The following is a 12,179-nucleotide window of genomic DNA, read 5'->3' on the forward strand; positions in this document are numbered from 1 at the left end:
TCCTTGCCGTGTAATCAAAGTTGGGTGTAAACCGTCTTGGTCTTCAGGAAGCTCTCGATCCCGTCGCGTCCCCATTCATGGCCCCAACCGGACTGCTTGTAGCCGCCGAAGGGCATCGAGTGGTCGAACACCATCTGGCAGTTCAGCGTCACGGTGCCGGCGTCGAGACGTTTGGCGAGTCGGTGCGCGCGGCCGATGTCCTTGGTCCAGGCGGTCGCGGCCAGCCCGTATTCGGAATTGTTGGCCAGGGCCACGACTTCGTTGTCGTCATCGAACGGCAGGATCGCGACCACCGGCCCGAAGATCTCCTGCTGGTAGAGCCGTGCGGTGGGGGCGACATCGGTGAGAACCGTTGGGTGCACGAAGAATCCACTGCGCTCCAGCCGGTCGCCCCCGGTGACCACCTCGACCCCGTCCCTGCGGCCCCCTTCGATGAAGCCCAGCACCTGGTGAAGTTGTTTGGCGCTGATGATCGGGCCGATCAGGACCCCGTCCTCTGTCGGGGCGCCGAGCTTCACCGAGTTCGCGATGTTGGCGACGCCCTCCACCACCTTGTCGTACACGCTGCGCTGGGCGAAGATTCGTGATCCGCTGATGCAGCCCTGCCCGGAATGGATGAAGATGCCCATCGCCGCCATCGTGATGGCGGTATCCAGGTCGGCGTCGTCATAGATCAAAACCGGTGACTTGCCGCCCAATTCGAGCGCGACCCGCTTGAGGTTGCCGCTGCCGGCAGCCTGCACGATCTGCTTGCCGACTTCGGTGGAGCCGGTGAAGGCCACCTTGTCGACACCGGGATGCGCGGTGATCGCCGCACCGACCGTGTGGCCGTATCCGGTGACGAGGTTGACGACGCCGTCCGGCACGCCGGCCTCGGCCAGGATTCGCTCCAGTATCAGGGCCGAAAGCGGGGTTTCTTCAGCAGGTTTGACGATGCAGCTGCAACCCGCGGCCAGCGCGGGCGCGAGTTTGGTGCACGCGTTGAACACCGGCCCGTTCCACGGGAAGATCAATCCGACGACGCCGTAGGGCTCTTTGAGCGTGTAGGCGTGCATCGTGGTGAACGCGCCGGTGATGCCGCCGGTCTGCTGCACGTCGTGGGCGATGCCGTTGACCTTGGTGCACCAGCCGGCGTAGTAGCGGAACGATTCGGCGCACGTCGCCATGATCGTGAACGCCTGGAAATAGGGCATTCCGGTGTTCAGGGAATCGATCTGGGCGAGTTCGTCGGCGTGCTGGTCGATCAGATCGGCCACCCGCCACAGCACTTTGGCCCGTTCGCTGCCGGGTAGCCCGCTCCACACCCCGGACGTGAAACTCTCGCGCGCACGGGTCACGGCGGCGTCGACGGCCTCGGCGCCGCCGTCCCGGAATTCGGCGATCACCTCCTCGGTGGCGGGGTTGATGATCGCGATGGTGTCTCCGCTGCCCGGCCGATTCGTGATGTCCTCCAGGACCGACTGCACCGTCACTGCCGCACCTCGGTGAACTCGATGTGCAACTCGGTGAGGCCGCGCAGCAGGAACGTCGGCTCGTAGCCGTAGGTGCGGTGGCCCGGGGCGCCGTGCTTGGCCTCGCTGATCCGGATGTCGCGCGTCCGGTCGAGCAGGCGGTTGATGGTGACGCGGCCCTCGACCCGGGCCAGGGGAGCACCGGCGCAGGTGTGGATGCCACGGCCGAAGGCGATGTGCTCGCGCACGTTCTTGCGGTCGAGGCGGAACTCATTGGGGTTCTCGAACTTTCGGGGATCCCGGTTTGCCGCCCCGAGACACAGCATCAGCACGGTGCCGGCCTTGATCGGCACGCCGCCCAGGATGGTGGACTTGCGGCAGAGGCGGAAGTCCACCTTGGTGGGGCTCTCGATGCGTAGTGCTTCCTCGATGAAAGGGGAGATCAGGTCGCGGTTCTCCCGGAGGTGATGTTGGAGCTCCGGCCGGTCGCCGAGCACCTTGACCGCGGAGCTGAGCAGCTTCGTGACGGTCTCCTGTCCGGCGGCGAACAGGAACGTTGCCGGGCGCACCACCTCCAGCAGTGGCGGGACGGAGCCGTCGGGATAGGTGGCGGTGGCCAGCCCGGTCAGCACATCCTCGCTGGGGCTCTCGCGCCGGTCGGCGATGTACCCACTGAACAGATCGTCAAGGTACTGAAGGGGATTGGAACCGACGGGTTCGTGGTCCAGCGCGCCGACCCGCGAGCCCGGCGCGTTGCCGGCCCCGAGGTTGCGCCGGATCTCGGGACGGTCTTCCTCGGGCACGCCGAGCAGATCCGCGATCGCCAGCGTTGCGAACGGCTTGCCGTACTCACCGAGGAACTCGCACTGGCCGTTGGCGATGAACTCGTCGAACTGCCGGTCGGCGAGGCTCCAGATGTAGTCCGAGTTCTCCTGTAGGCGGCGCGGTGTCAACAACCGGCTCAGCAGGGATCGAGCGTTCTCGTGCTCGGGTGGGTCCATCACCACCATGTGCTCGAAGATCGGGAACTCGTGCCGGTGCGCCTCGATGAGCTCGCTGATGTCGTCGCCGTCCGGGGTGAACGGGAGCGGCGGGAACGGGCCGCCGATGGCGTTGACGGCCGAGAACGAATCGACGTCCTTGAACGCCGCCTGGACTTCCTGGTACCCCGTCACCGCGACCACGCCGTAGTGCGGTTCGCGCACGACGGGCCCCTGCTGACGCAGATGGTCCCAGTACGCGTACGGGTCCTGGGCGATTTCCGGGTTCGTGAAGTAGTCGACATCGGCGATGGCGGTCACGGTGGACTTGGGCTGCATGACAGCAACTCCTGATCGATCGATCAAAATGTTAGACTGCCGTATGCCTATCACGCGCCGCGACGGCCGGTCAAGCATTTCGGGGCGGACTCGTCGATGACTCAGGGGCGCAAATCGAAGGCTGATGACGGCGGTGCCCGGCAGCGTCTGATCGAGGCGACGGTGCAGATCATGCACGACGAGGGGTACGCCGCGGCGACCTCACGGCGGGTCGCCGCCCTGGCCGGCGTCAAGCAGGCGCTGGTCTATTACTACTTTCCGACGATGGACGACCTGTTCGTCGAGGCCTTGCGCGCCGGTGGCGAAGTGGCGCTGGAACGGCTCCGTGAGGTGCTGCTCGACGAGGATCCGTTGCGGGCGTTGTGGCGCATCAACAGCGACCCGCGGCAGACCGTTCTCAGTACGGAGTTCATGGCATTGGCCAACCACCGCAAGGCAGTTGGCGCCGAATTGAAGGCGTACTCGGAGCGGGTGCGCGATATCGAAACCGCGGCGGTGACCTTGGTCCTGCGGGCCGGCGGTGTGGATCTGAACGCGTACCCGCCGGTGGTGATCTCCATGATCGTCGCCCAGATCGCGCGCAGTGTCGGCAACGAGGCCGCGGTCGGTGTCACGCGCGGCCACGAGGAGCTGCGCGACTTCATCGACCGGCAGATCGAGCTGCTCGCGAAGTCCGCCGAAGTCGTGCGCGACTGATTTCGGTCGGGTGGGCCGGTGCGCCCATCCTCTCGGGGGCTTCGGCGGCGGTCGCCGGCGTCTTCCCAACTCGTCATTGACAGCGCGGTGCGTCCGTGCCATGGTTCCTGATCGATCGACAAAATTCTGAGTCGATGAGCCGAACCGCCAGTTCTGCGGCGGCGGCGACAATCAGACAGCGAGGTGGACTCATGACGGGACGGGTAGAGGGCAAGGTCGCATTCATCACCGGAGCGGCCCGCGGCCAGGGGCGTAGTCACGCTGTGCGGCTCGCCGAAGAAGGCGCCGACATCATCGCCATCGACATCTGCGGCCCGGTCAGCAGCAACCCGCAGATCGCCCCGGCTACCCGCGACGACCTCGCCGAGACGGCGGACCTGGTCAAGCAGCTGAACCGGCGCATCGTCACGGCCGAGGTCGACGTGCGCGACTACGCCGCGGTGAAGGCCGCCGTGGACAACGGCGTCGAACAGCTCGGCCGGCTGGACATCATCTGCGCCAACGCCGGCATCGGCAACGGTGGTCAGACGCTGGACCACACCAGCGAGGAAGACTGGACCGACATGATCGACGTCAACCTCTCCGGCGTCTGGAAGTCGGTGAAAGCCGCAGTGCCGCATCTCATCTCGCAGGGCCAGGGTGGTTCGATCATTCTGACCAGCTCGGTGGGCGGCCTGAAGCCGTATCCGCACACGGGCCACTACATCGCGGCCAAGCACGGCGTGGTCGGGCTGATGCGGACCTTCGCCGTGGAACTGGGGCACCACTCGATCCGGGTGAACTCGGTGCACCCGACGAACGTGAACACCCCGCTGTTCATGAACGAGGGCACGATGAAGCTGTTCCGGCCCGACCTGGAGAACCCGGGCCCCGACGACATGAAGGTCGTCGCGCAGATGATGCACGTGCTCCCGGTGGGCTGGGTTGAACCGGTCGACATCAGCAATGCCGTGCTTTTCCTGGCGTCGGACGAATCCCGCTATGTAACAGGTCTTCCCATGACCGTCGACGCCGGAAGCATGCTCAAGTAACCCCCTTTCGCTACAACAGAATCGCCCACAACCGAATAGGCATCAACCCAACGGCAACGGAGCCAAAGCCCATGGCCAATAACAGTTCTCGTGTCAACCCCCTGTTCGTCGCAGCCGCACCCGATGTGTCTGCCCACCACTCACCTCGGCAAGCTGCGAAGGTCGGCGGGTACGGTGGCCTGGCGGTCGCGGCCTGGCTGGTCACCGCGGTGGCGACCGGACATGGCGTGGCCGTGGCGGATACCGCCGGCGGATCGGCGAATTCGTCCACGTCGAGTTCCTCGAGCTCATCGGGTGGGTCGACGTCCTTGAGCTCGCCTGGCGGGACACCGGGTACCGCCGGCGGCACGGCGTCGGGGACGACGGGAACCACTGGCGCCACCGGCGCTGCGGGGACCGCAGGAACAACCGGTTCATCATCCGCATCCGGGCCATCCGCGACACCGGGATCGACCACATCGAGTACCGAGGTGAGCTCGGGCGTGGTCGTCAGCAACACTGGCGGTGCCCATACCGGCACCTCGTCGACGACCCCGAAGGACGGCACCGACGAAAGTGTCAGGGGGATCGGGAAACCCGGAGCGGCCAAGCCCAGCGCAAGTGGCAAGTCCGCATCGAAGTCGAGTGCGGGCACCAAGCCCTCGCTCAAGCCATCGCGCGTCGAGGCCACCAGCGCCGCCTCGAAACCCGCCGCCCAGACGGCGGTGAGCGCCGCCGCCGTCAGCCCGAACGTCAGCGCCAAGACTGCTACGGTGACCGCGGCGGCTGCGGCCCCCACGACGCAGACGACGTCCACCGCCGCGACGGTGGCCGCTTCGGCCACCGCCGCGGTACCGGCCGTCGTGGCCGCTCAAGTAGCTTCTCCGGCAACAGGTTTGGTGGGCTTCCTCAACGGTGTCGTGACCAACCTGCTCAATCCGTTCCTCAAGCCGGTGCCTCACACGCCCGAGCCGTTCGGTCCCGCGGTGTGGGCGGTGCTGGCCTGGGTGCGGCGCAACGTGTTCAACCAGGCTCCGACCATCGCGTACAACCCGACCACCACGGTCCAGACCGAGCAGACCGTCACCGGCAATCTCGGCGCCACGGACCCAGAGGGTGACGCCCTGACCTACAAGGTCACGCAGGGACCGAAGTACGGCACCCTGACCATCGACCAGGCCACCGGCAACTTCACCTACACCCCGAACGACATCAATTACACGGCGGTGCAGACCGATTCGTTCTCGGTGTCGGTGACCGACGGAAAGTTCAACCTGCTGAAGCTGTTCAGTCCCCACAGCGCGAAGGCGGGTATCGACGTGTCGGTGCTCAACCCCGAGGTCGAGCGGGTGATCCTGAACCTGCCCAACACCATTGCCAGCCCGGCCAATCCGCGGTACTCGGCAGACGGCAAGTCCATCTTCTTCGCCGGCCAGCCGACTTCCGGGGGCCGCTCGGAGATCTACCAGATCAAGACCGACGGGACCGCGCTGCAATGTGTCACCTGCGGCGTCAGCGTCGGTGAGACCGGCAATCTGGCCAAACCCGTTCCCGTCGACGATGGTTCGGGCCGGGTGCTGGTGCTGGTGAACGTCGCCGGGCAGACGCCGCGGTACTCCATGCTGGAAACCGGAATCAACGGGACCGAGCTGGTGTCGATCACCACGCCGGCCGGCGGTGGATACGCCATCGACCCGCAACGCGAGATGCGGGTGTCGCCCGACGGCACCCACGTGCTGTACACCCGAATCGTGATCGGGCCCAACAATCTTCTGCAGGCCCTGCCGATCGTCGGCACGCTGACGCGCACCGATACCGGCTACACGGTCACCGATGCCCGCGTCGTGTATCCCACCGGTGAAGGCAAGGACCCCGGATGGCAAGGGTGTGGTGATCCTCGGCGGCCAGTACGACGCCGGCAATGTGGACGACATCGAGGTCGACCTCGCCACCGGCAAGGTGACCAGGGTGACGGCCAACCTCGACTACGACGAGGACATGGACTACTCGCCGAATATGCAGTGGATCGCCATCGGCAGCACGCGCGGGCTGAATGCGCTGACACCGATGACGCGGATCATCCGGCAGAACTTCCTGCCGGTGTACGTCGGCGCACCCGTGTACCTGGAGTGGGCCGACCCGATCAACGTCTCCAACCAGGAATGGATCGTCGCCGTCGGCGATGAGCTGAACCGGGAGAACGGTATTCCGCTGTTCGACACCGGCGACGGATACACCGCCCGAAGCATGCCGAGCTGGAATCCCGATGGCACCGCCGTCACGTTCTGGGAGTCCAGCGTCACCGATCCGACGGTGTCCCGACTGGTCATCGCGAATCTGAAGTACACCACCAGCGTCGGGCCGGTGGCGGCGGACCGGTCGACCCCGAGCTCCGATTCGTGGGCCCCGGCCCTCGGCAGCTATGTCGCCGCCACGACACCGCTGCCGGCCACCGGAACCTATGCGGGCGTCGGTGGTGGCACCGCGGTGGTGACCGAGGCGCCGGACGCGAACGATGCCACGCGCACCGTCCGCACGGTCACGTACACCAATTACGTGAACGAACTGGGGGAGATTCTCAACGGCACCGAATCGGCCGACTACAACGCGAGCCAGACGACGGTCCACTACCTGGCCGATATCACCGTCACCGGAGCCCACACCGGCTATCTGACGGCGGACGCGAACATCAACGCGTTCCAGCAGTCGCTGACCGGCACCATCACCTCCAGTGTCGACGGTGACGTGCAGTCACTGCCGGACCCGGATGCGGCGCATCAGGCACAGCAGGACGCCTAGCCGCGTTCTGGACACGGAATGGACCGCATGATCGAAATCGACATCGAATTACCCAGCGGTGCACTGCTTCTCGGTGGAGACCGGGTCACAGGCTCCTCTGGCGGGACGCACCATCACGTCTATCCCGGCACCGGTCGCGTGAACGCCGTCGTCGAGATGGCCGGTGCCGCGGAAGTCGACAGGGCGGTGGAGACGGCCACGCAGGCTCAGCGGAGGTGGATGTCGTACCCGCCCGACCGCCGCCGCGACATGTTGTTCAACCTGGCCGATCTCCTGGGCGAGCACCACGCCGAGTTCGCCAGCATCAACACCCACGATTACGGCGTACCGACGTCGTTGGCCGCAACGTCGGTGCTGACCGAGCGGTTCTTCCGGTTCTACGCCGGGTACGCCGACAAAGCCGATGGCGCGAGCACTCCCGTGACGGGCGGCTTCGACCTCAACCTGGTGGAGCACGATCCGTACGGTGTCGTGGGCGTCATCGCGCCATGGAACGGTGCCCTCGTGGTGATCGGGATGGCGGTCGCGCCCGCCCTGGCGGCGGGCAACGCCGTCGTCGTGAAGCCGTCGGAACTCGCGCCGCTGGCGGCACTTCGGTTCGGCGAGCTGTGCCTCGAAGCCGGTTTACCTGCCGGGCTCGTCAATGTGCTGCCCGCGGGCGCGGACGGCGGCGAAGCGCTCGTGCGGCACCCTGGAGTGGGCAAGATTCATTTCACTGGAGGCACGGCCACTGCCCGCAGAGTGCTGACCGCTGCCGCGGAGAACATCACGCCGGTGGTCGCCGAACTCGGCGGCACCGCTGCCGCCGTCATCTTCGACGATGCCGATCTGGATGCCGCCGCGAATCTGTCCGCGCATCAGGGGCCGATCATGCAGGCCGGCCAGAGTTGCGCCTGCAGCAGTCGAATCCTGGTTCACGACAACGTCTATGACGCCTTCCTGGACAAGTTCCTCGCCGCCGTCGAGCGGGCGCCGATCGGCGACCCGCTGCGCTCCGACGTGCTCTTCGGTCCGGTGATCAACCAGGCCGCCGTCGAGCGCATCCTGGCGAGCATCGAGTCGGCGGTCACCGCAGGGTCCGGCGACCTCGTGCTGGGTGGCAAGCGGATCGGCGGCGAGCTGGCGTCGGGGTTCTACGTCGAGCCGACGGTGTTCGCGGACGTCGACAACCGCTCACCACTGGCCCAGCAGGAGACGTTCGGGCCCGTCGTGTCAGTGCTGCGGTTCCGCGACGACACCGAGGCGGTGGACCTGGCCAACGACACCCGGTACGGGCTCAACGCTTTCGTCCACACCACGAGTCTGCACCGCGCCCATACCGTGTCACGGCAGCTTCAGGCCGGGTCAGTCTGGGTGAACAGCCGAAGTGACATCCAACCGCAAAGCCCCTACGGCGGTTACAAACACAGTGGCATCGGCCGGTCCGGCGGAATCGAAGGCCTCCGAGAGTTCCGGCAGACCAAGAACATCCGGATCAAGGTGTCCTGAACCGTAGGTCAGGTCTCCAGCCGGGCGCGCACGCTCGCGAGGCGTTCCCGCAACTCGGCCTCGCTGATGACGCCGCGGCTGACGAGCGAGTGGGCGAGCGAGACCAGCTGACTCTCGGGGTACGGCAGGCCCGCATACACCGTGGCGGAGAGGGCGTCCTCCTCGTCGCGGCGCTCCTTGAAGCTGAGCACCTCGGTATCACAGGCCGAATGGTCCAGTGCGTCGCACAGGCCGTCGAGGCTGGTTTTCCATGGGGGCACGGGGTTTTCGACGCCCCACTTGGCGGCCATACGCGACCACACCTGGTCGCGCGCCACGATGTCCCGCAGCGGGGCGATGTCGCTCATCCGGCCGTCCCCGGGTGCATGGCCGGCCGCGTCGTCACGATCGCGTTGGTGGTGACACCCGGCTTCGGCAGCGCCACGCCGATCAGGCAGTCCCGCGTGATGATCTCGGCCAGTTGATCTTCGGTCCACCCGTCGGTGCCGTCGGGGCGCATCGGCATCACCATGAAGCGGTGCTTCTGGTTGGAGTCCTCGACCCGGACCTCGATGTCGTCGGGGAGGTAGAGCCCGAACTCGGCCAGCACCTGGCGCGGCCAACGCACCAGGCGCCGCCGGTAATTGGGTGTGCGGTACCACTCGGGTGAGTTCCCCAGGATCGGCCGGGGATAGCACGAGCACAGCGCGCAGACGATGACGTGATGCACCGTCGGCGTATCGGCGAGGATCTGGAACGCCACGAAATCGCTTGGCGTGCCGAAGCCGGTCGGCTCCAGCCAGTCGACGCCCACGGCCTTGCTGGCGGCCAGTGAGTCGTTGACGGCGAGTTCGGCGAACTCGGGATCGAGCCACGCGCGGGCGACGAGCCGGGCCGCCGGGGTGGGGCCGATCTGCTCGGCGAACTCGGTGAACCGCCGATGCTCCTCGGCGGTGAAAATGCCTTTCTCGATACACAATTCGCGCAGTGCGATCTCGAGGACCTCGAAGTCGGTGATCTCGTCGACCATGGGTTTCACGGTGCGCGCGTGATCGTGGTCATGATCATGGTGGTGATCGGAGCCTGGATCAGACATGCAAATCCTTTCTGGCAAGGGTGATTCGAGCTAGGTGGCCGCTTCCAGCCAGCGTTCGGGGATTTCGGTGCGCAGGGTGTCCTGCTTGGTGCCGGTGTAGTCGTGCCACAGCTCGGACTGGTTGAACTCGACGACGTAGAACCACTCGGGCGGCGCTTCGGGGATGTCCCAGGTCTCGTCCTCCGGTGCCGGGCTCTCGTAGGCCAGCACGGCGATCTTGCCGGTCGCGCCGCGCACGTACTCCGGGGTGCGGGTGTAGAAGATCACCGGCAGTTCGCGCACCCGCACGGCGTCACCGACCTTGAACTTCGGTGTCCCGGCCTTGCCTGCGTAGATCTGCGGATCCCCGATGCCAACCGCCTCGATGTGGTGCTTGTTGCGCTTGACGTTCGCGCCGTCGCCCTCGGATCTGGGCGTGGCTTCGAGGGTCTTGCCGTCGAGTCCGCCCTCGTAGCGCGCCTTGACCTCGGCCATCCGCTCCATGAGTTCGCCGAGGCTGATGTGGTGCTTCTCGATGAGGACCCGGGCGACCGACAGCAGCCAGCGGCCGTAATAGGGGAGACCGAGGTATTCCGCGCGGCCGACGTCGACGTTGCCGATGCGGCGCCGCTCCTCCGACAGCCAGATGCCGCGCCAGGCCAGGACCTCGCAGATGACGTACGTCATGTGTTCCCACAGCTCGTACTGCTTGTTGACGTACTCCATGGGCGCATCGGGCTCACCACCGACGTCATGGACGGGCTTGAGGTACGCCTGGATGCGGGCGGGGTCCAGCATGTCGGGGTAGGGAGCGTCGGGCAGCTCCGGATAGGACGATTTCAGGCGGGACACCAAGCCCAGTTGGGCTGCGCGCTCGGCCGCTGTGCTCATGACAGCTCCTCGGGTTGTGCAGACGCCACAAACTGACGCGAGGGCCGGTCCGGCATCCAACACGTACTGAGGAACGAACGCACCCCCGCGTCCTGGCTCACATGACTACGTAAGCGACCATATCCCCGCGTCGGCGGCTCCGTGCCGCTTTGTGCGATTCAGTTGAAGCCGTTGACCCTCAACCGTTTTGCGGCCAGGGCTCGATCACCCCCGCCGCCCGGCTCGTTCCGCGAAAGCGTCCAGCGCGGCAAGTACTTCGGGAGAACGCCACACTCGGTTTCGACGCCCATTGGTTGCCTCGGCAAGGAGGCCCGCATCGGTGAGCGGGTTCAGGTATCGGTGCGCGTTGGTGGACTCGATGCCCAATTCTTGGGCCACCAGTGCTGCGTTGATGACCGGACGGCGAGTCAACAGGTCGGCAACCTTCCAGATCGCCGAGTCGGACCGGGCGTTGATCACGCTGTTCCAGGACTCGCGAATGGCGCGCAGTTCGGCGACGAGTTGTCGCCCGTTGGCGATTGCCAGGATCGCAGCGTGTGAGAAACGCTCGACTATCGGCGCGGCGTCGCCATCTCGATAACTCGTCAGCGCGGCGAAGTACGCGTCGGTGTCGGCCAACAGCCCGGCTGAAACCGGCACCGTGACCTGGCGCGTGAGACCTTTGTTGCGCAGCATCGCTTGTACCAAGGCGCGGCCAGTACGACCGTTGCCGTCCGTGAATGGGTGAATGGTCTCGAACTGCGCGTGGCTTACCGCGATCTGCGGCAGCGCGGGAAGATCGTCGCGTTGGGCGAAGGCGATCAGATCGTCAATCGCCCCCGGAACCAATTCATCGCGTGGGCCGACAAATGTTGCGCCGATCGGAGTGGACCCGCCACCGATCCACACCGGCTCAGCGCGGAAATCGCCTGGCGTATGGCGCGGATCGTTGACCATCAATGCGCGGTGCATTGCGCGGATCGCCTCGGCGTCGATCGCATGCGACAGGGCGACCGCTGCCTGCATCGCGGCGGTGTTGGCAACGATCAGCTCCGCGTTTTGTTTCGCTTTGCCACCGGGCAGCTCGGCCTCACCTATTGCGCGCGCGGATGCGGTCAAGTTTTCGATCTGTGAGCTCGCAGCCGACTCCGACCGCAGCAGGACCGAAGCGAACGGCGCGATCTCGCCGCCCAATTCGGCATCGAACCGCGTCATCTCGCGGCTGGCGGACTCGGCGTCGGCCAGCACCGACGGCGATAAGTCGAGGGCCAGGTCCGCGATAGTGGTCGGTACGGCGGGGTGATAGGTGCCGTACCGCGGCCGCGCTGCACCCGCGTACGTAATGCTCTGCGGCTCCCAGCGAATGTCTTCGTAGCCGATGGGACGAAGTGAAGTCATAGCTGAAGTTTAACTTCATTTAACCCGTAAGTGAGGTTAATGAATGGAGTCAACTTCACTTACCGCATGTCCTGTGCTGACTTCGGGCGGGCGC

12 protein-coding genes are annotated in these 12,179 nt (G+C 66.0%); 5 read left to right on the forward strand and 7 right to left on the reverse strand.

The window, feature by feature from the left end:
• Positions 1 to 14 precede the first annotated feature (14 nt).
• A complete protein-coding gene (locus BR47_RS0124295) occupies positions 15 to 1,472 on the reverse strand; it encodes an aldehyde dehydrogenase family protein (protein ID WP_029121069.1) in 1,458 nt (485 codons plus the stop codon).
• Complete coding sequence (locus tag BR47_RS0124300; RefSeq protein WP_029121070.1) at positions 1,469 to 2,752, reverse strand: cytochrome P450; 1,284 nt, start codon at positions 2,750 to 2,752, stop codon at positions 1,469 to 1,471. Before BR47_RS0124300 ends, BR47_RS0124295 begins: the two co-directional genes overlap by 4 nt.
• 114 nt (positions 2,753 to 2,866) lie before the next feature.
• On the opposite strand from BR47_RS0124300, the gene BR47_RS0124305 reads away from it, so the two are divergent.
• Together BR47_RS0124305 and BR47_RS0124310 are read left to right on the forward strand one after the other, a co-directional pair.
• Positions 2,867 to 3,466 carry a TetR/AcrR family transcriptional regulator gene (locus BR47_RS0124305; RefSeq protein ID WP_020104247.1) on the forward strand — a complete coding sequence of 200 codons (600 nt, stop codon included), beginning with the start codon at positions 2,867 to 2,869 and terminating at the stop codon, positions 3,464 to 3,466.
• A gap of 191 nt (positions 3,467 to 3,657) precedes the next feature.
• Entirely contained in the window at positions 3,658 to 4,497 is an 840-nt protein-coding gene (locus tag BR47_RS0124310; protein ID WP_029121071.1) for a mycofactocin-coupled SDR family oxidoreductase, read from the forward strand.
• Between the two features lie 10 nt (positions 4,498 to 4,507).
• Here BR47_RS0124310 and BR47_RS32270 read toward each other — a convergent pair whose 3' ends face one another.
• Positions 4,508 to 5,239, reverse strand: a complete 732-nt coding sequence (locus tag BR47_RS32270; RefSeq protein WP_141772300.1) for a hypothetical protein — start codon at positions 5,237 to 5,239, stop codon at positions 4,508 to 4,510.
• A 10-nt stretch (positions 5,240 to 5,249) separates the two neighbouring features.
• On the opposite strand from BR47_RS32270, the gene BR47_RS33870 reads away from it, so the two are divergent.
• The 3 genes from BR47_RS33870 to BR47_RS0124325 are packed head-to-tail and all read left to right on the forward strand — an operon-like array spanning position 5,250 to position 8,763.
• Entirely contained in the window at positions 5,250 to 6,662 is a 1,413-nt protein-coding gene (locus tag BR47_RS33870; protein ID WP_231506765.1) for a cadherin-like domain-containing protein, read from the forward strand.
• Positions 6,544 to 7,275, forward strand: coding sequence for a hypothetical protein (locus tag BR47_RS33875; protein WP_231506766.1), 732 nt, complete (start codon positions 6,544 to 6,546; stop codon positions 7,273 to 7,275). The genes BR47_RS33870 and BR47_RS33875 overlap by 119 nt, the downstream gene beginning before the upstream one ends.
• A 27-nt stretch (positions 7,276 to 7,302) precedes the next feature.
• A complete protein-coding gene (locus tag BR47_RS0124325) occupies positions 7,303 to 8,763 on the forward strand; it encodes an aldehyde dehydrogenase family protein (RefSeq protein WP_029121072.1) in 1,461 nt (486 codons plus the stop codon).
• An 8-nt stretch (positions 8,764 to 8,771) separates the two neighbouring features.
• Here BR47_RS0124325 and BR47_RS0124330 read toward each other — a convergent pair whose 3' ends face one another.
• The 4 genes from BR47_RS0124330 to BR47_RS0124345 all read right to left on the reverse strand — a co-directional run bounded on the left by BR47_RS0124330 (position 8,772) and on the right by BR47_RS0124345 (position 12,085).
• Positions 8,772 to 9,110, reverse strand: coding sequence for a hypothetical protein (locus BR47_RS0124330; protein ID WP_029121073.1), 339 nt, complete (start codon positions 9,108 to 9,110; stop codon positions 8,772 to 8,774).
• Positions 9,107 to 9,838 carry a thiocyanate hydrolase subunit gamma gene (gene scnC / locus BR47_RS0124335; protein ID WP_029121074.1) on the reverse strand — a complete coding sequence of 244 codons (732 nt, stop codon included), beginning with the start codon at positions 9,836 to 9,838 and terminating at the stop codon, positions 9,107 to 9,109. Before scnC ends, BR47_RS0124330 begins: the two co-directional genes overlap by 4 nt.
• A 30-nt stretch (positions 9,839 to 9,868) precedes the next feature.
• On the reverse strand, positions 9,869 to 10,708 hold the full coding sequence (locus BR47_RS0124340; protein ID WP_020104254.1) for an SH3-like domain-containing protein: 840 nt from the start codon (positions 10,706 to 10,708) through the stop codon (positions 9,869 to 9,871).
• Between the two features lie 204 nt (positions 10,709 to 10,912).
• Complete coding sequence (locus BR47_RS0124345; protein ID WP_020104255.1) at positions 10,913 to 12,085, reverse strand: Fic family protein; 1,173 nt, start codon at positions 12,083 to 12,085, stop codon at positions 10,913 to 10,915.
• Positions 12,086 to 12,179: the final 94 nt, after the last annotated feature.

Source organism: Mycobacterium sp. UNC410CL29Cvi84, from assembly GCF_000686745.1.
Classification (GTDB): Bacteria; Actinomycetota; Actinomycetes; order Mycobacteriales; family Mycobacteriaceae; genus Mycobacterium; species Mycobacterium mucogenicum_B.